This window comes from Aeromicrobium erythreum (assembly GCF_001509405.1).
Classification (GTDB): Bacteria; Actinomycetota; Actinomycetes; order Propionibacteriales; family Nocardioidaceae; genus Aeromicrobium; species Aeromicrobium erythreum.
The window spans coordinates 1,069,114-1,086,822 of the sequence record NZ_CP011502.1; the positions used below are offsets into that span (position 1 = coordinate 1,069,114).

18 protein-coding genes are annotated in these 17,709 nt (G+C 72.9%); 6 read left to right on the plus strand and 12 right to left on the minus strand.

The genetic code is table 11. The annotated features are described in order from the left end of the window. Positions 1 to 17: 17 nt before the first annotated feature. Together Aeryth_RS05070 and Aeryth_RS05075 are read right to left on the minus strand one after the other, a co-directional pair. Positions 18 to 506, minus strand: a complete 489-nt coding sequence (locus Aeryth_RS05070) for an Rv3235 family protein (RefSeq protein WP_067855492.1) — start codon at positions 504 to 506, stop codon at positions 18 to 20. Then, positions 503 to 1,120 carry a LysM peptidoglycan-binding domain-containing protein gene (locus tag Aeryth_RS05075; RefSeq protein ID WP_067855494.1) on the minus strand — a complete coding sequence of 206 codons (618 nt, stop codon included), beginning with the start codon at positions 1,118 to 1,120 and terminating at the stop codon, positions 503 to 505. The genes Aeryth_RS05070 and Aeryth_RS05075 overlap by 4 nt, the downstream gene beginning before the upstream one ends. 115 nt (positions 1,121 to 1,235) lie before the next feature. Here Aeryth_RS05075 and Aeryth_RS05080 point away from each other — a divergent pair, with 115 nt between their 5' ends. Next, positions 1,236 to 1,733, plus strand: a complete 498-nt coding sequence (locus Aeryth_RS05080; protein WP_067855497.1) for a hypothetical protein — start codon at positions 1,236 to 1,238, stop codon at positions 1,731 to 1,733. 37 nt (positions 1,734 to 1,770) lie between these two features. On the opposite strand, the gene Aeryth_RS05085 is transcribed toward Aeryth_RS05080, so the two are convergent. Beyond that, positions 1,771 to 2,001 carry a helix-turn-helix domain-containing protein gene (locus Aeryth_RS05085; RefSeq protein WP_067855500.1) on the minus strand — a complete coding sequence of 77 codons (231 nt, stop codon included), beginning with the start codon at positions 1,999 to 2,001 and terminating at the stop codon, positions 1,771 to 1,773. Positions 2,002 to 2,120: 119 nt separating this feature from the next. Here Aeryth_RS05085 and Aeryth_RS05090 point away from each other — a divergent pair, with 119 nt between their 5' ends. From Aeryth_RS05090 to Aeryth_RS05105, 4 genes are all read left to right on the plus strand, one after another. After that, on the plus strand, positions 2,121 to 2,822 hold the full coding sequence (locus Aeryth_RS05090) for a hypothetical protein (protein ID WP_144433671.1): 702 nt from the start codon (positions 2,121 to 2,123) through the stop codon (positions 2,820 to 2,822). Next, positions 2,819 to 4,018: a CpaE/TadZ family protein gene (locus Aeryth_RS05095; protein ID WP_067855505.1), complete on the plus strand. Its 1,200-nt coding sequence runs from the start codon at positions 2,819 to 2,821 to the stop codon at positions 4,016 to 4,018. Before Aeryth_RS05090 ends, Aeryth_RS05095 begins: the two co-directional genes overlap by 4 nt. A gap of 62 nt (positions 4,019 to 4,080) precedes the next feature. Next, the gene (locus Aeryth_RS05100; RefSeq protein ID WP_083516270.1) at positions 4,081 to 5,481 is read left to right on the plus strand and encodes a WS/DGAT/MGAT family O-acyltransferase; all 1,401 of its coding nucleotides are present in this window, start codon (positions 4,081 to 4,083) and stop codon (positions 5,479 to 5,481) included. Beyond that, positions 5,478 to 5,786: a hypothetical protein gene (locus tag Aeryth_RS05105; protein WP_144433672.1), complete on the plus strand. Its 309-nt coding sequence runs from the start codon at positions 5,478 to 5,480 to the stop codon at positions 5,784 to 5,786. The genes Aeryth_RS05100 and Aeryth_RS05105 overlap by 4 nt, the downstream gene beginning before the upstream one ends. A gap of 83 nt (positions 5,787 to 5,869) precedes the next feature. Here Aeryth_RS05105 and Aeryth_RS05110 read toward each other — a convergent pair whose 3' ends face one another. From Aeryth_RS05110 to Aeryth_RS05145, 8 genes are all read right to left on the minus strand, one after another. Then, on the minus strand, positions 5,870 to 6,355 hold the full coding sequence (locus Aeryth_RS05110; RefSeq protein WP_067855513.1) for a DUF2505 domain-containing protein: 486 nt from the start codon (positions 6,353 to 6,355) through the stop codon (positions 5,870 to 5,872). 24 nt (positions 6,356 to 6,379) lie between these two features. Continuing rightward, on the minus strand, positions 6,380 to 7,147 hold the full coding sequence (locus Aeryth_RS05115; protein ID WP_067855516.1) for a PspA/IM30 family protein: 768 nt from the start codon (positions 7,145 to 7,147) through the stop codon (positions 6,380 to 6,382). A gap of 42 nt (positions 7,148 to 7,189) precedes the next feature. Then, on the minus strand, positions 7,190 to 8,905 hold the full coding sequence (locus tag Aeryth_RS05120) for a TPM domain-containing protein (RefSeq protein WP_144433673.1): 1,716 nt from the start codon (positions 8,903 to 8,905) through the stop codon (positions 7,190 to 7,192). Between the two features lie 62 nt (positions 8,906 to 8,967). After that, entirely contained in the window at positions 8,968 to 10,170 is a 1,203-nt protein-coding gene (locus tag Aeryth_RS05125) for a glycosyltransferase (RefSeq protein ID WP_067861367.1), read from the minus strand. An 8-nt stretch (positions 10,171 to 10,178) separates the two neighbouring features. Further along, entirely contained in the window at positions 10,179 to 12,353 is a 2,175-nt protein-coding gene (locus tag Aeryth_RS05130; protein WP_067855522.1) for a glycosyltransferase family 39 protein, read from the minus strand. A 75-nt stretch (positions 12,354 to 12,428) separates the two neighbouring features. After that, on the minus strand, positions 12,429 to 13,862 hold the full coding sequence (locus Aeryth_RS05135; protein WP_067855525.1) for a sensor histidine kinase: 1,434 nt from the start codon (positions 13,860 to 13,862) through the stop codon (positions 12,429 to 12,431). Then, the gene (locus tag Aeryth_RS05140; RefSeq protein ID WP_067855528.1) at positions 13,859 to 14,581 is read right to left on the minus strand and encodes a response regulator transcription factor; all 723 of its coding nucleotides are present in this window, start codon (positions 14,579 to 14,581) and stop codon (positions 13,859 to 13,861) included. The genes Aeryth_RS05135 and Aeryth_RS05140 overlap by 4 nt, the downstream gene beginning before the upstream one ends. A 77-nt stretch (positions 14,582 to 14,658) precedes the next feature. Beyond that, entirely contained in the window at positions 14,659 to 15,117 is a 459-nt protein-coding gene (locus tag Aeryth_RS05145) for a hypothetical protein (RefSeq protein WP_144433674.1), read from the minus strand. Between the two features lie 395 nt (positions 15,118 to 15,512). On the opposite strand from Aeryth_RS05145, the gene Aeryth_RS05150 reads away from it, so the two are divergent. Continuing rightward, the gene (locus tag Aeryth_RS05150; RefSeq protein WP_158509179.1) at positions 15,513 to 15,962 is read left to right on the plus strand and encodes a TlpA family protein disulfide reductase; all 450 of its coding nucleotides are present in this window, start codon (positions 15,513 to 15,515) and stop codon (positions 15,960 to 15,962) included. A 401-nt stretch (positions 15,963 to 16,363) separates the two neighbouring features. On the opposite strand, the gene Aeryth_RS05155 is transcribed toward Aeryth_RS05150, so the two are convergent. Then, positions 16,364 to 17,200: a hypothetical protein gene (locus Aeryth_RS05155; protein WP_067855536.1), complete on the minus strand. Its 837-nt coding sequence runs from the start codon at positions 17,198 to 17,200 to the stop codon at positions 16,364 to 16,366. Positions 17,201 to 17,709 lie beyond the last annotated feature (509 nt).

Sequence of the window (17,709 nt, forward strand, 5' to 3'; positions counted from 1 at the left end):
CGTGTCGCCCGGTGGGGTCAGGCCCACTCGAGCGCGGTGCAGGTCCACACCGCGCGACCGCGCGGCGAGGTGACGAGCTCGAGCCGGACGGCGATCGCGTGCGAACGTCCGCGGTGCACCATGCGGCCCGTGACCTCGACGGCGCGCTCGCTCACGACCGACAGGTGCACCGACGCGAGTCGACCGCCCGCGGGTCGACGGTCCTGACGCGTCGGGACGCGACCCTGCCGCACGAGCGCCGTCACCAGCGCGCGGTACGCGTCGGGCGTCATCCACGCCGACAGCTGCCGGGCGGGACGTCCGCCGCACAGCACCTCGGTCACGCCCTGCATGAACCGGGCCAGCGGTGCTCGCAGCTGTCGGGCCAGCTCCTCCCCGTCGCGGGTCTGCGGCACCGGCACGACCGAGGTGGGCGAGCCGGGCAGCGGCAGCGGGAGCTGCGCCGGCAGGGCGTCCTCGTCGGTGACGAACCGGGCGGGGGAGCGGAGCTCCGTCGACGTCCTCATGCCGGCTCCCGCGGTGCCGTGAGGCGTTGTCCTGGCTGGAGCAGGTCCGGGTCGGGCCCGACCACCTCGCGGTTCTCCTGGTGCCACTGCTCCGTCGACGTGGCCACGTCGGCGACGCTCGCGCGGGGGCCTGAACGTGACGCGGCGATGTTCCAGAGCGAGTCGCCTGGAGCCACCACCACGGTGTCGGGGGCCGGCTGCGTCGGCGGTCCCACCGGCGGGGTGTCGTGGACCTCCGACGCGGGGCGGTCGGGGAGCACGAGGCCGTCGAGCGTCGATGCGGCGGGACTCGGGTCGGGCGACGGCGACGTAGCGGCGTGCGCCGTGCCGACCGACAGCGTGGTGACGACGCCGGCGACCAGCGCGCCGCGGACGGCACGGGGCAGCAGCCGCGCCGCGACGACCGCCGCGCGGCCGCCGACGAGACCGAGGCCGAGCGCGACGGCGGCCCAGGCCGCGATCGTGAGGAGGACGAGCTCGAGCAGGGAGGTGAGCGCCGTCGGGAACGACGATGCTCCCAGGCCCGCGACGGTGCGCTCCACGGACGGAACCCGCACGAGGAGCACCAGGACCGAGACGAGCCAGCACAGGTGACCGGACCACCGAAGACGCATGATGCTGTTTCCTGACGTTTGACGACGTTTGATGACATCGAAGGTCGGAAGACGCATGAGGTCAAGGCCTCGTGCACAGGTGAGGCCGGGGATGGGACGGGGGTACGGTGCTGGCATGCGCTGGGAGCGTCTGTTCGCCGAGCTCGAGGCGTCGCTCGACGACGACGCCCTCCTCGAGCGCGACGCCCTGGTCGCGGAGCTGCGCGACGAGGAGTGGTCACGGACGCCGTGGCGCTCGCTGCTCGGCGGTCACGTGGAGCTGGAGCTGCTGGGCGCCGGTCGGCTGGCCGGCGAGGTCCGGTTCGCGAACGACCGGCTCGTGCGCCTCGACGCCGGCAGCGTCGAGCACGTGGTCGCGATCGACGCGGTGACCGGCGTGCGCACCGACGGCCGCGCTCCGGCACCGTCCACGGTCGACGCCCGGCTGGGCTGGCCGCACGTGCTCCGCCGGCTGCGCGACGACGGCGACGAGGTCCGGGTGGTCAGGACCGACGGCGCGACGCTGCGCGCGCAGGTGGTGCGGGTCGTCGACGGTGGCGTCGTGCTGCGCACGGCCGAGCGTGACCTGCTCGTGCCCCTGCGCGCCCTCGCCGTGGTCACGCTGGGCCGGTGAGCTGGTGGGCCGATGAGCCTGCCGGGGCTGGTCGCCGTCAGCGCGTGACGTCGTCGGGCTGGTCGGCGACGGCCTGCTCGGCGCGGGCGTACTGGCGGCGGATGTAGTCCTCGAGCTGGTCGTTCTCGACCCGCCACTGGTTCCGTCCGCCGATCTGGATGCCCTTCAGCTCGCCCGAGCGCACCAACGCGTACACCTGGCGCACCGTCACGTTCAGCACCTCGGCCACGTCGGCGAGGGTGAGGAACCGAGGAGTCGCATCGGACATGGGCCCATGCTCCCACGGCCTGGTGTCACCGGCCGTGACCGTCTCGGGGCTGTGGACGGACGTCCCGATCCACACCCCCGTGCTGGACGACATCGCTGCCATCGCAGTAGAAACGGGCCATGGCGATCGGGCGGGGGCCACGGCCAGGTGGCGACGGCAGCAGGAGCGGTGCGGTACCGGTGGGGGCGTCGGGCGGGCCCGCCGCGCGGCTGAGGCAGCAGCCCTGGACGGACCCGCGGCTGGTCCTCGGGGTGCTGCTCGTGCTCGGCGCGACGGTGCTCGGCGCGTCCGTGGTCGCGGCCGCCGACGACACCGAGGCGTACTGGGCGCTGGCCCGTGACGTGGAGGCGGGCGACCCGGTCCGGCGCGGCGACCTCGTCGAGACCCGCGCCCGGGTCGACGGCGACGCCGCCGGTGCTCTGCTGCGCACCGACCAGGCGCTTCCGGGTCGGCTCGAGGCGCTGCAGTGGTCGCGGGCCGGTGCCGAGGGTGCCCTCGTCGGCCGTGCCGACCTCGTCGCCGACGGCGCGACGGCCACCGCCGAGCTGCCGCTGTCCGTCGCGCTCGGGGCTGCGCCCGACGACCTGCGCGCGGGGGAGCGGGTCGACGTCTGGGTCGGTCCGTCGCCCGACGGCGACCCCGTCGCGACCGACTCCGGTCCGGCGCGGCTGCTGCTCGAGGGCGTCGCCGTCGTGCGGGCCGGGGCCGTCGGGGCGTCCGGGGGTGCGCGCACCGTGCTCGTCGACGTCGGCCCCGACCTCGACGGCGCCACGCTGGCCCGGTTGACGTCCGGCCACGTGACGATCGTGCGGCGCTCGTGACCTCCTCCCCGCCGCGACGGGTCGTGCTGGCGGCCGCCGGTGCAGGCTGGGAGGCGGCAGCGGTACGGGCCGTCGAGGCCGCGCCCGACCTGCAGCTCGTGCGTCGGTGCGTCGACGTCGCGGAGCTCGTCGCGGTGGCGCAGACGGGCGACGTCGCCGTGGCCGCGGTCGACCTGTCGGTGCCGGGGCTCGACGTCGAGACCGTGCGCGCCGTCCGCGCCGCCGGCGTGCGGGTCGTCGGGCTCGGACCCGCCGACCGCGCGTCGGCCCTGGGCGCCGACGCCGTGGGCGCGAGCGACGACGTCGTCTCGGCGCTGCGGACGGTCCGGCTGCGCGCCGACGACGGACCCGCCGCGGACGAGCCGCCCGGAGGGACGCGCGACGCGGCGGAGCCGCCGCGTGACGGCCTGGTCGTGGCCGTGTGGGGGCCGCAGGGCGCGCCCGGGCGCAGCACCGTGGCCCTCGCGCTGGCCGACGCGATGGCGCGCACCGGCCGGCGCTGCGTGCTCGTCGACGCCGACACCAGCGGCGGCGCCCAGGCGCAGCAGCTCGGGCTGCTCGACGAGGTGTCGGGCCTCATGGCGGCCTGTCGCGTGGCGAACCAGGGCCACGAGGAGCAGGTCGAGGAGCACCTGCAGGTCGTCCGGGACGGCTTCGCCGTGCTCACCGGGCTGCCTCGCCCCGACATGTGGGTGCACGTGCGGGCGGCGCCCCTCGAGCGCGTGCTGCGACGGCTGGCTGACACGCACGACGCGGTCGTCGTCGACGTCGCGTCCTGCCTCGAGGCGCCCGATGGGCCGGGCGGTGGTCGCGACCAGGCCACCGTCACCGCGCTCCAGGTCGCCGACGTCGTCGTCGTGGTGGGTCGGGCCGACCCCGTCGGGCTCACCCGTCTGGTCCGGGGACTGCACGACCTGCGCGACCTGGTGCCCGACGAGCCGGTCGTGGTGCTCAACCAGGTGCGTGACTCGATCGGGTGGAGCGTGGAGCAGCTGGCCTCGACGGTCCACCGGCTCGCCGGCGTCCGCCCGCTCGCCGCGCTGCCGCAGGACGGGCCCACGGTCGACACCGCCGCGCTGCGCGGGGCGACCCTTGCCGAGGTCGACCCGAGGTCGGCGCTGGTCGCCTCCGTCCAGACGCTGGCGACGCTCGTGACCCGCGTCCGTCCCGTGACGCTCGCCGCACCCACGACGTGAACCACGCCGCACGCCGGACGTCGATACCGGTGGTAGGTTCGTCGGGATCTGCGAGGAGTGAGATGCAGCGCCTGAGTCCTCTGGACGCGATGTTCCTGAACCTGGACAGCCCGGACGTGCCCCGCCAGATCGCCTCGCTGGCGATCCTGGAGCCCGGGGGCTCGCTCACCTACGACCGACTCATCGGCGTCATCAACGAACGGCTCGACATCGTCCCGCGCTACCGCCAGGTGCCGCGCAAGGTCCCGGGCGCGCTCGGCACGCCCCTGTGGACCGACGACGAGGACTTCGACATCTCCCTGCACGTCCGCCGGTCCGCGCTGCCCCGCCCGGGCACGCGCGACGCGCTCCACGAGCTGGTCGGTCGGCTCGTGGCCCGTCGCCTCGACCTCGACCGCCCGCTCTGGGAGCTCTACCTCATCGAGGGCCTGGAGGACGGCAGCGTGGCGCTGCTGTTCAAGGCGCACCAGGCGCTCGTCGACGGCTCGGAGACGATCGACCTCGCGCAGGTGCTGCTGGAGGAGACCGACCGGGTCCGCGACATCCCGCACGAGGACTGGAACCCGCACCCGCGGCCGGGTCCGCTCGGCGTCGTCGCCGCCACGCTGGAGCGCAACGTGCGCCACCCGGGCGAGGCGTTGCGGATCGCCGAGATGAACGTCGGACGCGTCGCGCGCCACCTGCCGGTCATCGGTGCGGGCGCGCCGTCGCAGCGCGGCGTCCTCTCGGGCACGCTGTCGCGCCACCGCCGGTTCACGACCGTCTCGACCTGCCTCGAGGAGTACCGCCGGGTGCGCGACCAGCACGGTGGCACGGTCAACGACGTCGTGCTCGCCGTCATCACCGGCGGCATCCGCGGCTGGATGCTGACGCGCGCCGAGCCGGTCACCGCGAAGACGAGCTTCCGCGCGATGGTGCCGATGTCGGTCGCGGCCGACGACGGCCTGCCGACCTCGCTCGGCTCGAAGGTGCGCGGGCACCTGCTCTCGCTCCCGGTGGGCGAGACGAACCCGGTCGTGCGCCTGCACCAGGTGTCGTACGCGCTGAAGGACCACCGCGAGACCGGCTCCGCCGTCGCCGCCAACCAGCTGGCGAGCCTGCCGGGCTTCGCCACGTCGACGTTCCACGCGGTCGGCGCACGCGTCGCCGCGACCGAGACGTCGCGCGGGCACCACCTGACGATCACCAACGTGCCCGGCCCGCAGGAGCCCGTCTACATGGCGGGGGAGCAGGTGGCCGAGGTGTACCCGGCGATCCCGCTCATCGACCAGCGCGTCGTGTCCATCGGTGTCACGTCGTACCACGGGGGCGTGTTCTTCGGGATCGTCGCCGACCGCGAGGCCGTGCCCGACGTCGACGTCCTGGGGCAGTGCATCGAGGAGGCCCTGGAGGAGCTGGTGGAGACCGTCGGACCCCGGCGGGGTCGGGCCCCGCGGGGCCGGCAGAAGCCGAGGAAGGCATGAGCGTTCGGGTGTGGGTCGGGGTGGACGCCGAGCGGCTGCGCGCCCTGCGCGACGGCAGCCCGCTCGACGGTGAGGTCGTCGCGGCGGAGTCCGACGACGAGCAGCACGAGCTCGAGGCGCTGGAGGCCGCGGCGGAGGACGGTCCGGTCGTGGTCGTGGCCGAGGTGGCGCAGTCGGCCGACGGGTCGACCGCCGACGTGACCCTCGCCGACGTCGAGGCCCTGCACGTCGACGCCGACGGCAGCGGCAACCTCGCCTGGTACGCCCCGCAGGAGCTCGAGACGGTCCTCGGCCTGCTCGGCTGAGCCGCGCACCACGCAGCAGGGCCCCGACCTGCACGGTCGGGGGCCCTCGTGCGTGGACCGCGGGCGGGGCGGTCCCGCGGGGGTCAGAGGCGGGTCTTGCCCAGCTCGACCTCGTGCTTGAGCGACCCCTTGATCGCCTTGGCGACCTCGGGCTCGATCTTCTTGCCGATGAACGGGATCTTCACCGTCACGTCGCCGGCGACGGTGAACGAGGTGCCACCACCCTTGGCCTCCAGGACGGCCGTGCCCAGCATCTCGGCGGGCTGGCCGATGATGCTGACCTTCACGTCGGCCTTGCGGCTGCCGTCGGACTCCGGCGGGCTCCACTTCTCGGTCTGCTTGACCTTCACGGTGTCGCCGGTGAGCTTCTTGACGAAGTCGGGCATCTCGGCGGGCTGGGTGCGCACGATCGTGATCGTCACGGCCCCGCCGGACTCGGTGACGTCGACGTCGATGTCGCTCGCGCCGGCGTCCTCGGCAGCCTCGGTGCGGAACGCCTCGCTGGAGATGAGGCCGAACACGGCCTCGACGTCGGCGTCGCCGTAGGAGTGGGTCTCGTTGATCTTCATGGCGTCATCCTTGCAGTTCTGCGCTCAGGAGGCGGGCTGTTCGGGCGCGGACTCGACCTGGGGCGCCGACGACGTGCCGAGCTGGCCCTTGAGCTCCGCGAGCCGCGCCTCGATCTCGAGCTGGGTGGTGTCGGCCTCCAGCTCCTCGAACTGCGCGTCGAGGCTCGAGGCCTGCAGCTCGGCGTGCCCGGCCACGCGGGCCTCCTCGCGGCGCACCTTCTCCTCGAAGCGGGACAGCTCGCTCGTGGGGTCGAGGACGTTGATGGAGCCGACGGCCTGCTGCACCTGGGCCTGCGCGGCGGCCGTCTTCTGTCGTGCGACGAGCTGGTCGCGACGGGTCTTGAGGTCGTCGAGCCGGCTGCGCATGGTGACGAGCCCGGTCTTGAGCTTCTCGACCGTCTCGTTCTGCTGGGCGATCGCGGGGGCGGCCGTCTTGGCCTCGTTCTCGAAGCCGATCTGCTTGCCGAGCGCGACCTTGGCGAGCTGGTCGAAGCGGTCGGCCTCCGACGGCTGGCCGGCGGTGCGCAGGGCGTCGGCCTTCTGCGACGCGGCGATCGCCTTCGCGCCCCACTCCTTGGCGGCGGCGACGTCCTCGGCGTGGTCGGCCTCGGCGAGCCGCAGGTTGCCGATGGTCTGGGCCACGGTGTCCTCGGCCTCGGCGATGCTGTTGGTGTAGTCGCGGACCAGCTGGTCCAGCATCTTCTCGGGGTCCTCGGCCTTGTCCAGCATCGCGTTCACGTTCGCGCGGGTCAGCTGGGCGATACGACCGAGGATCGACTGCTTCTGGGCCATGGTGCTCTCTCTTCCGGTGGGACGTGCGGGTGGGGTCGGGGGTCAGAACCGTCCGCCGCCGCTGCGACGGCTCCGTCTGCTGGTGGAGCGGGGACTGCGGGTGCGGCGGCTGGCGGTGCGGCGGCTCGAGCGGGTCGTCCGGCCGGAGCGTCGGACGCGTCCACGGCTGCCCGACCCCATGGCCAGGCCGCCGAGGATCCCGCCCAGGGAGAGGTCGTCGCTCGGCGCCGACGACGCGCGCCAGGCGGCCACGTCGGCCTCGGCACTCGTCTGCGCCTCCTTCACGAGCCCGGCGGCGCGCTCCAGCGTGCGCGTCGCCTCCTCGGGGTCGCTGTCGACGGCCTGGCGTCCGGCATCGAGCAGGCGGCCTGCCTCCGAGAGCCGCGTGCGGGCGGTGCTGCCGACGGCGCCACGGTGCGTCTCGACGTAGGTGGAGACCGCGGAGACGGTGGCCGTCACCTGGGCCAGCAGGTCGTCGGCCGCGTCGGCGGCGTGGGCGAGGTCGTCGCGTGCGGTGTCGACCGCGTCGAGCAGGGCGACGGCCTGGCCCGTGGCCTCCTCAGCGGTGCGCAGCCGCACGGCCGCGGTCGCGTGGTCGGACCCGCCGAGCGCCGCGCGGGCCTGGCTGAGCTGCTCGGTGGCGCTGCGCGTGAGCGACTCCGCGCGGATGACGTTGCCGGAGACGGCGGCGAGCGCACTGCCGGCGTGCTCGGACTGGAGCGCGCGGAGAGTCTCGGCGGTGGGCGCCAGCCGCGCGACGACGGCATCGAGGCGCTGCTGCAGCGTGTCGGCCACCTCGGGCGCGCGGGTCTGCAGGTCGCGCAGCGCGTCGAGGCGCTCGACCTGGGCATCGAGCGCGTCGTCGACCGTGTCGCAGAGGTGCAGCACCCGTGACAGCAGCACGCGACGTTCGGCGTCGGTCTCGGGCTCGGCGTCGTCGAGCCGTTGGCGCAGCGTGAACGCCTCGCGCAACGTGGCCCGCCCCTCCACGACCGTGCGCCGGAAGTCGGCTGCGGCGGCCTCGCCGAACTGGGCTTCGGCGAAGCCGACCTCCTGGTCGGCGGTCTGCAGCGCATCGTCGACCACCACGAGCGCCTCCGCGACGGCGGCCTCGAGCTCGTCGTCGTCGAGGATCGCCGCCGGGTCGACCGGCTGGCCGTGCTCGTCGACCACCGGGTGCGTGTGGTCGAAGCGTCGACGGGAGCGGTGGACCCCGTAAGCAGCACCGGCGGCCACGACAGCCGTGCCGCCGACGACCCAGCCCCACGGGATGCCGGTGTCGCGGTCCACGTCGGTGAGCCCCCGGGCGGCGCCGGTGGCTGCACCGGCCCAGTCGTCCTGCCGCAGGGCCGGGAGGATGTACTCGCGGTCGACCTTCTCCAGGTCGGCGTCGGAGAGCTCGTCGCTGTCGGCGTCGTAGCCGTAGGACCGCGACTCCAGCGCGACGGCCAGCAGCACGTCGGTGCGGCCGAGGCCCGACCGCTCGGCGGTGCGCGTCGCCCACTCCGCGCCCGTCAGCCCGTCGAACGTGCGCACGTACACGACGAACAGCTGACGGCCGGTGTCGCGGTAGTAGCGGTCGAGCGCGGCCTGGACCTGCGGACGGTCGGCGCCGAGGGCGTCGGCACGGTCGGTGATCTGGCCGCTGACGTCGACGGGCTCCTCCGCGGCGGCCGGCTCGACCCCGACGACGCCCACGACCCCGAGAGCGAGCAGGGCCGAGGTCACGGCCAGGGCACGGCGGACGAAGCGCGGCATCACACGTCGATCCTTGCGGATCGCTGGTTGCGGGACAACCGCGCGCGCCGGGGCGTGTCGGCTCACCCGGTCCTGGCCGCGCCTCGCCGGAACATCCACCCGCGCATGAGCACGAACCGGCCCACGGTGACGAGCAGGTTCGCCGCGGTGAGCACCACCACCTCGAGCCCACGGTGCTGCGTGCCGGCCAGCTGGTGCAGCAGCGCCAAGGCGCCGCTCGTGACGGCGATACCGGCTCCGAGCACCACCAGGCCCTGCAGCTGGTGGACGGCGGCACCGCCCGGACCACGGACGCCGAACGTGAAGCGCCGGTTCGCGGCGGTGTTCGCGACCGTCGTGAGCAGCAGGGCCACCACGTTGGCGCCCTGTGCGCCGAGGGGTCCGCGCAGCCCGAGATAGAGGACGGCGAAGGCGAGGGTCGAGAGGACGCCGACCACCGCGAACCCGGCCAGCTGGGCGGAGAGCCCGCCGGCCGCACCCTGGCGCGAGACGCGGCCGAGCTCTGCGGCGACCTCGCCCACGGGCACGCGGCCGCGGACGAGCGACCAGCCGAGCCGTGCCATGCCACGCAGGTCGTCGAGCGCGGTGCGGAGCACGTCGACGCTGCTGTCGGGGTCGTCGACCCAGTCGACCGGCACCTCGTGGATGCGCAGCCCCGACCGCTCGGCGACCACGAGGAGCTCGGTGTCGAAGAACCAGGCGTCGTCGTGCACGAGGGGCAGGAGCCGGTCGGCGACGTCGCGACGGATCGCCTTGAAGCCGCACTGCGCGTCGCTGAACCGGGCCCGCATCGCACCGCGCAGCAGGTAGTTGTACCCGCGCGAGACGATCTCGCGCCGAGGTCCGCGCACCGTGCGCGACGTCCGGGCGAGCCGACTGCCGATGGCCAGGTCGGAGTGGCCGGTGAGCAGCGGCGCCACGAGGGGCAGCAGCGCGTTCAGGTCGGTCGAGAGGTCGACGTCCATGTAGACGAGGACGTCGGCGTCCGAGCTCGACCACGCCGCCTTCAGCGCGCGACCCCGCCCCTTCTCCTCCAGGTGCACGACCCGCACGCCGGGGTGCCGGGTGGCCAGCTGGTCGGCGAGCGTGCCGGTGCGGTCGGTGCTGGCGTTGTCGGCCACCGTCACCGTCGAGACGAGGGGCAGGTCATCCAGGTGCGCGACGACCGCCTCGACCGACGCCACGAGGCTGCGCTCCTCGTTGAACACCGGGATCACCACGTCGAGCGTGCCGAGCCGACGCGCCGGCGACGTGGTCGGCTCCATCACGGCGCTCACTGCACGCCGCCCGACAGGTCGTACAGCGTGGTGTTGTCGACGGTGGTGGCGGTGAACGTCGCCTCGACCCACTCCTGGATCTCGGTGCTCGTGCTGCCGCTCGCGCCCGGCCCGCCACGTCCGCCACCGCCGCCGCCGGCGATGAACCAGTGGATCTCCCCGTCGGCCACGAGCTGCTTGAACTCGCTCAGCGTGGGCGACGGGTCGGAGCCGTTGAAGCCGCCGATCGCCATGACGGGTTCCTCGGTGGACAGCTGGAAGCCGGCGGCGCTGTTGGAGCCCACGGCGGCGGCGACCCAGGTGTAGGAGTCGGCGTCCTGGGTGAGCAGCGCGTCGACCTCGGCCGACGAGGTCGAGCCCTCGAGCAGGCCACCGGCGCCCGCTCCGCCGGTCGGGCCGTTCTGCCCGGTGCCGGTCTGGCCCTGCGCCGAGCTCTGTCCCTGGGTGGTGCCCTGGCCCTGCGGGAAGCCCTGACCCTGGGGGAAGCCCTGTCCTTGCGGCGCGCCCTGCGGCGCACCCTGCTTGCCGGTCGCGCCGGGGCGACCTCCGGGGAAGCCGCCCGGAGGACGTCCGCCGCCGAAGCCGCCAGGTCCACCGCGACCGGTGTCGGGGCCGGCGGTCGGGATCGAGCCGGTGTGCGGCGAGGCGGCGGTGTCGACCGCGTAGACGGCAGGTCCGGCGAGCATGGTCACGACGGCGGCGCCCGCCAGGCCGAGACCGAGGCGCCGTGCGGCGCGGTAGGGGAGTCGACGCCGGACGACCGGCAGCGCGACGAGCGCGCCGGTGACGAGCACGCCGGCGACCGCGACGGTGGGCGCGAGCCATGGCAGGAACCCGTCGGCACGGCGCAGCAGGACGACCGCCATGGCCGTGGTCGCGAGGAGCACGACCGCGGCGCCGACGACCGCCACCAGCTCGGTGCGGTGGCGCCAGAGCAGGTGACCGCCGATGCCGATGACCGCGCCGATCGCGGGAGCCAGGGCCACCGTGTAGTAGGCGTGGAAGATGCCGGCCATGAGGCTGAACGTCAGGCCCGTGACCAGCAGCCAGAGACCCCAGGCGACGAGGCCCGCCGTGTGGGGCGCGGACCGCCAGCCCCGGCCGGAGCGCACCGTGAACCAGAGGCCGAGCCCGAGCAGCAGCAGCGCTGCCGGCAGCAGCCACGCCACCTGGCCGCCGATCTCGGCGTCGAACAGCCGCGTGAGGCCGGTCTGGCCCCACATGCCACCGCCGGCGCCACCACCGCCGCCGCCGACGGAGCCGACCTCGTCGCCGTTCAGCCGTCCGAGGCCGTTGTAGCCGAGCGTCAGCTCGAGGATCGAGTTGTGCTGCGAGCCGCCGATCCACGGTCGGCTCGACGCGGGCCACAGCTCGACGGCCAGCACCCACCAGCCGCCCGCGACGACCATCGACGCGAACGCGACGAGCAGGTGCCCGACGCGACGCCAGAACGGCACAGTGGCCGCGAGCAGGTAGACGCCGCCGAGCGCCGGCAGGACGAGGAAGGCCTGCAGCATCTTCGTCAGGAAGCCGAACCCGACGAGGGCGCCTGCGAGCACGAGCCAGCGCACCGCGCGGGCCGGGTCCTGCAGGGCGCGCAGCGTCGCGGCCGTCGCGCCCACGAGGAGGAGCACGAGCAGGGCGTCGGGGTTGTTGAAGCGGAACATCAGCGTCGCGACCGGGGTGAGGGCGAGGACGAGACCGGCGGCGAGACCGGCCCAGGCGTTGCCGGTGGTCCGGCGCACCGTCCCGTGCAGCAGCCACACCGTCGCGACACCCATGAGCGCCTGGGGCACGAGGATGCTCCACGACGACAGGCCGAAGAGGCGCACCGACAGGGCCATCACCCACAGCGACATCGGTGTCTTGTCGACCGTGATCGAGCTGGCGGCGTCGGAGGAGGCGAAGAACATCGCCTTCCACGACGCGGAGCCGGCCTGCGCGGCGGCGGAGTAGAACGAGTTGGCCCACCCGGAGGCGCCGAGGCCCCACAGGTAGAGCGCTGCCGTCGCTGCGAGCAGGAGCAGCAGGGCGGGGCGGGCCGCGGGGTGGTCCTCCGGGCGTCCGCGCCAGAGGCGGGTGAGGGGCCGGGTGGCGGTGTCGCGCTGGGTAGGGGCGTGGGGTGGCTCGGCGGGTCGTGATGCCGCGCGGAGCGTCGTCGTCGGGTGCATGACGTCGATGCTGGGCGGCCCCGCTGGGGTGCTCGTCTCGTCGCGCTGTGGGTCGTCTGTGAGTGGTGTCGCGACTCAGGAGCGAGGCAGCGTGATGCGGAACGTGGTGCTGCCGGGGCGGCTCTCGACCTCGACCCCGCCGCCGTGGGCCTCCGCGATCGCCCGGACGAGCGACGTCCCGAGGCCGGCGCCGCCGGACGCGCGGGTTCGCGAGGAGTCGCCGCGCGTGAACCGCTCGAACACCACGGGCAGCAGGTCGGGGGAGAGGCCAGGACCGTCGTCGTGCACCTCGATCCGCACGGTGGCGTCGTCGACGTCGACCCGTGCGGTCACCTCGGTGCCGGGCGGGGTGTGCCGGGTGGCGTTGCGCAGCAGGTTCGTGACGGCCTGGTGCAGCCGCATGGCGTCGCCGGGCACCTCCACGGCGACGTCGGGCAGCGCGAGCCGCCAGCGTCGCTCGCGGTCGACGACCTGCGCGTCGGCGACGGCCTCGGCGACGAGCCGGCTCACGTCGACCGGCTCCCGCTCCAGCGGGCGTCCGGCGTCGAGGCGGGCGAGCAGCAGCATGTCGTCGACGAGGGTCGACATGCGCTGGGCCTCCTCCTCGACCTTGGCGAGCTGGTCGGTGCCGGTGCGTCGACCGAGCTCGGCGTAGCCGCGGATGGTGGCGAGCGGGGTGCGCAGCTCGTGCGACGCGTCGGCGAGGAACTGGCGCACCTGCTGCTCGCTCTCGTGCCGCGCGTCGAGCGCGCCCTCGACGTGCCCGAGCAGCCGGTTGAGCGCCTCGCCGACCTGACCGACCTCCGTGCCGGGGTCGGTGAGGGCGTCTGGCACCCGGGCGGTGCGGCCGACCTCGCCGGAGTCGAGGGGGAGTGCCGAGACCTCGTGGGCGGTGGCGGCGACGTCGCGCAGCGGGCGCAGCTGGCGGCGCACGAGGGCCGCCCCGACCCCGGCGGCGACGGCGGCGCCGGCGACGGTGAGCAGCACCTCCCACCACAGCAGCTGGGTGAGGGTCTGGTCGACGTCGTCGGTGGGCAGCCCCTGCACGACGACGGTGCCGTCGGGCGTGGTGGTGGCGGCGACGCGCACCGACCCGAGGCCGGGGAGGTCGACGGTGCGGGGCGTCTCGTCGGCGTCGACGCCGCCGAGGCGCTGCAGCGCGGTGGTGGAGAGCCCGCGCAGGCTCCCGCTCGACGTGATCTGTACACCGCTGGCGCAGTCGGCGGTGTACACGGCGGTGAGGCTGCCGGCGGCCTGCCCGAGGGGTGGTCGGGGACGTTCGCCGCACACGACGTCGACGCGTCCGCCGGGCCCACCCGTCCCGCCGCCGGGTCCGAGCGGGTTGCCGCGCGCCTCGGTACTGGCGCGGTCCATGGCTTGCGCGAGCTGGGCGTCGAGGCGGTCGGTGAGCGAGCTGCGCATGAGCAGCGTCGCGGCCGCGGCGACCAGCAGGCTCGCGGTGGCCACGAGCACCACGACGGTGAGGACGAGCCGCCGGGTGAGGCTCATGAGGTCTCGGCGGGCTTGAGCACGTAGCCGGCGCCGCGCTTGGTGTGGATCATCGGCTCGCGGCCGGCATCGATCTTCTTGCGCAGGTAGGAGATGTAGAGCTCGACGACGTTGGCCTGGCCGCCGAAGTCGTAGTTCCACACGCGGTCGAGGATCTGCGCCTTGCTGAGCACGCGACGCTGGTTGCGCATGAGGTAGCGCAGCAGCTCGAACTCGGTCGCGGTGAGCTCGATGGGGGTGCCGGCGCGGGTGACGTCGCGGCTGTCCTCGTCGAGGGTGAGGTCGCCGACGGTGACGACGTGGTCGGAGCGCTGCTCGAGCACGCCGGTGCGTCGCACGAGGGCGCGGACGCGGGCGACGACCTCCTCGAGGCTGAACGGCTTGGTCACGTAGTCGTCGCCGCCGGCGGTGAGCCCGGCCACGCGGTCCTCGACGGCGTCGCGCGCGGTGAGGAAGAGGACGGGGACGCGGTCGTCGTGCTGGCGGACGCGTCGCAGGACCTCGAGGCCGTCGACGTCGGGCAGCATCCAGTCGAGGACGATCACGTCGGGGGCATGCTCGCGGGCGGTGGACACGGCGTCGCGTCCGGTGGCGGCGGTGCGCACGTCCCAGCCCTCGTAGCGCAGCGCCATCATGAGCAGCTCGGCGATGTTGGGCTCGTCGTCGACGACGAGGACGCGCAGGGGCGTGCCGTCGGCGCGGGTGAGGGGCGCGGTCATGGGTCCAGTGTGGAGGGCCTGTCCGTCGCCTGTCCGTGCGGAACCTGTGTGGTTCCTGTGAGCGGGCTGCGTGCGGGTCAGGCGGCGCCGAGGTCGGCGGCGATGCTGCTCTCGAGCGCGCGGACGCGGGCGCGCGTGGCGTCGGCGAGGCGGGTGGTGCGCTGCGCCTCGGCGAGGTCGCCGATGGAGACGAGGTGCTGCACGAGCGGCTCGAGGTCGTCGAGGTGCACGCCGTCGACGAGGCTGGTGACCTCGATCAGCTCCGAGAGCAGGGCGTGGAGCAGCAGGTGGGCGTCGAGGTCGCCGTCGGCGGGGTGGGCGCCGATGACGAGGCGCAGCTGCTGGCCGAGCGAGAACGCGACGTCGGGCGTGAGCGCGCAGTCCTCGACGGCTGCGGTGACGAGCGTGAGCACGTCGGCGAGGCCTTCGCGCGGGGCGAGGGTGGCGGCCTCGCTGAGGAGGCTGCGCAGGTAGGCGTGCGGAACGAGGGCGTCGTCGTCGAACGACGGCTGCACCACGCGTGTGGTCGTCACCATGTCTTCCACTTCTCCCCACTCCCAGAGGACATGCTCCCGGACCGCGATCACCTGCGCTCTAGCCCGAACGGGTCATTTTCGCAGTCCGACTTCCACTGTACGTGAGCGATGACACGCTTGACCAGCCGTGATTGCACGACGTGACGACCGGGGCGGCGCCGGCATCAGCGTCCGAAGCACGATCCGCTCCTGGGGCGGACACACCACCTCGCGAGCGGTGTGTGTCGCCGTGCAGTCTTCGCTGGCAGAGTCCCTGTGACGGTGAGCGAACGTGCGGAGCAGGGTCGACGTCCTTCTGGAGGTTGCAGGTGAAGGCGAGTGTCGTGGCGGTGATGGCGTGCGCGCTGCTCCTGTCGGGCTGTGCGGGCGCTGAGAGCGGGGATGCGAGCGCGGGGGTGACCATCCTCCGCCCGAGCGAGCGCGAGGTGCTCCACGGCGTCGAGGGGAAGTCGCTCGACGGTGCACCGGTCGACCTGGACAGCTACCGCGGCAAGGTCGTCGTCGTGAACTGGTGGGGCTCGTGGTGCGCTCCTTGTCGCAAGGAGGCCCCGGTCTTCGCAAGAGTGTCCGATGAGGCGCCGTCGGACGTGGCCTTCATCGGTCTTCTCGCGCGGGACTCGCCTGCCGCTGCGCGAGCCTTCAACGAGCGTTTCGGGGTCCGGTACCCGACCTTGGTCGACCGCGACAGTCGTCTTGCCCTGCGGTTCAGCCAGGTGCTCCCTGTCCAGGCCGTCCCGGGTACGTGGGTGCTCGACACCCGCGGACGGCTGGCCGCGCGGATCGCGTCGGCCGAGGTCACCCCGACGTTGCTCCGCGACGTCGTCGACGAGGTGCGGGGCTCCTGACGCGGGTTGCGACCGTCCATCCGTCCCACTTGTCCACAGTTTCGGCGGGCGGCCCCGGCACAGATCGCTCCGTTCTTGTCATGGTCCTGGTCATCGACGCGACTTCTCGGCGGCTCGACCCGCAGACGGACGTCGACGCGGTGCGCGAGGTGGCGCACGAGGTGGTGGCCGAGCACGAGCGACGGTCGCTGACTGGTGCGGTGCGCTCGTTGGAGGAGCCCGACCGGGTGGTCGGCGGGATCGTGGCCGACGTGGCCGGGCTTGGATCGTTGCAGCGGTGCCTCGACGACCCGAAGGTCGAGGAGTTTCGTACGAAATCACGACGAAGACAAGTCCGAGGTGGGTCGAGACGATCAGCGAGAAAGTTGGTGCGATGTGATCGCCTTGGCCTCCGCGAGGACTCAGGTCACCGCACCTGTGTGTTTCGAGAGGCGGGTCGCGACGTCGTTGATTATCAATTGAGCGACGTCGAGCATCTCGATCACGTGGTCGGTCATCTCCGCACCGGCGCGGCGTCTCCGGATCTGTTCTAGGGGTCTGCGGATCTCGGCCTCGGGCTGAGTGATGTCCAGTTCGTGAGCGATCTGGTTGCGCGCGGCAAAAGCGAGTTGCAGTGGAGTCTTACGGCCACCCTTCTTCGCAGGCGCGATGCGTTGGCGAAGAGTCGCGTCAGTAACGCCGAGAGCGCTGGCTAGTTCTTCGACCCGCTCCGCAGACTGAGCGCTTGAGGAGGTTAGGGAGGAAATCCATCCCTTCATCAGCACGTCACGGGGGGAGGTGCCTTCGTGGAGGAGCAGATCGATCAACTGGTTAGGATCCACGGACTGGCCGACAGTGATCGAATTCGCACTGTGGTCTCGGAGCTTCTTGCTCACCGCAGGGTCGAAGGTCATCAGTTCCGGGATAGTGTCCTCGACAAGTCCCTTCAACGCTCTGTCCAGCCCTGCGCCCCCGAAAAGGACAGACGCGCGAAGGCTGTCTTGCGCTTCTGTAGCCCAGACGCCGGTTACCCGTTTGCCCTGGGAGACCTTGTTCAGACGGTTGATGACGGCACCGGTGAGCAGCGCGCTGTCGGCTGACTGTACCGCCGACCTCAGAGCGTTCTGCGCTTCGCGACACTTTTCCGATCGATCGGCATCGCTGCTGGTGATGCTGCTTGCCACCGTGCGCGCCGGTTGACTGTCGTCGACGAACTTGTTGGCCGCGCTCTCCATCTGCTTTTGTGTCAGAGACGCCATGCCAGATTGTAGGGCGGGTGCGGGGCCCGTGACGGGGTTTTAACTCCTATTCTTGCCAAGCGTAGTTGGATCGATTCGGGATCGTAGAGTTTGCGGTTGGCCATTGCCACGTCGGCCAGACAGACGAAGTGACTTGGCATCCGAGCCTTCTTCCCGAGCGCCCTCAGCTCTGCGGGACGACTACCTCGCCGCACTCCGATAGCGCGTAGATGAATGTGATCCGTCCTGTTCACGAGGACGGGTTCTAGCTCGACGTGCTGTCAGTCGCGGCGGATAGTGTGGTGCCGTGCTTTCAGCTCTCCTACCTGGTGTTCGTGAGTTCCGAACGCCCTTGGTCACTGGTCTGCTGTACGCCGCGTGCGCGTGGCTCCTGTTCGGAAGCTCCGTTTTGGAGAGCCAGTCCACGCGGGAGTTCGTCTCTGATCTCGGCCTGGGGGAGTTGGAGTTGCCTCCTTCTATCTGGGTTGGCGCGGCCACTCTGGTCGCCTATCTTCTAGGCAGTTTGCTCC

Excerpts from the sequence above, each read along its gene's own strand:
- Aeryth_RS05070 (WP_067855492.1), bottom strand. The coding sequence starts at position 506 with ATGAGGACGTCGACGGAGCTCCGCTCCCCCGCCCGGTTCGTCACCGAC.
- Aeryth_RS05075 (WP_067855494.1), bottom strand. The coding sequence starts at position 1,120 with ATGCGTCTTCGGTGGTCCGGTCACCTGTGCTGGCTCGTCTCGGTCCTG.
- Aeryth_RS05080 (WP_067855497.1), top strand. The coding sequence starts at position 1,236 with ATGCGCTGGGAGCGTCTGTTCGCCGAGCTCGAGGCGTCGCTCGACGAC.
- Aeryth_RS05085 (WP_067855500.1), bottom strand. The coding sequence starts at position 2,001 with ATGTCCGATGCGACTCCTCGGTTCCTCACCCTCGCCGACGTGGCCGAG.
- Aeryth_RS05090 (WP_144433671.1), top strand. The coding sequence starts at position 2,121 with ATGGCGATCGGGCGGGGGCCACGGCCAGGTGGCGACGGCAGCAGGAGC.
- Aeryth_RS05100 (WP_083516270.1), top strand. The coding sequence starts at position 4,081 with ATGCAGCGCCTGAGTCCTCTGGACGCGATGTTCCTGAACCTGGACAGC.
- Aeryth_RS05105 (WP_144433672.1), top strand. The coding sequence starts at position 5,478 with ATGAGCGTTCGGGTGTGGGTCGGGGTGGACGCCGAGCGGCTGCGCGCC.
- Aeryth_RS05110 (WP_067855513.1), bottom strand. The coding sequence starts at position 6,355 with ATGAAGATCAACGAGACCCACTCCTACGGCGACGCCGACGTCGAGGCC.
- Aeryth_RS05115 (WP_067855516.1), bottom strand. The coding sequence starts at position 7,147 with ATGGCCCAGAAGCAGTCGATCCTCGGTCGTATCGCCCAGCTGACCCGC.
- Aeryth_RS05120 (WP_144433673.1), bottom strand. The coding sequence starts at position 8,905 with ATGCCGCGCTTCGTCCGCCGTGCCCTGGCCGTGACCTCGGCCCTGCTC.
- Aeryth_RS05125 (WP_067861367.1), bottom strand. The coding sequence starts at position 10,170 with ATGGAGCCGACCACGTCGCCGGCGCGTCGGCTCGGCACGCTCGACGTG.
- Aeryth_RS05130 (WP_067855522.1), bottom strand. The coding sequence starts at position 12,353 with ATGCACCCGACGACGACGCTCCGCGCGGCATCACGACCCGCCGAGCCA.
- Aeryth_RS05135 (WP_067855525.1), bottom strand. The coding sequence starts at position 13,862 with ATGAGCCTCACCCGGCGGCTCGTCCTCACCGTCGTGGTGCTCGTGGCC.
- Aeryth_RS05140 (WP_067855528.1), bottom strand. The coding sequence starts at position 14,581 with ATGACCGCGCCCCTCACCCGCGCCGACGGCACGCCCCTGCGCGTCCTC.
- Aeryth_RS05145 (WP_144433674.1), bottom strand. The coding sequence starts at position 15,117 with ATGGTGACGACCACACGCGTGGTGCAGCCGTCGTTCGACGACGACGCC.
- Aeryth_RS05155 (WP_067855536.1), bottom strand. The coding sequence starts at position 17,200 with ATGGCGTCTCTGACACAAAAGCAGATGGAGAGCGCGGCCAACAAGTTC.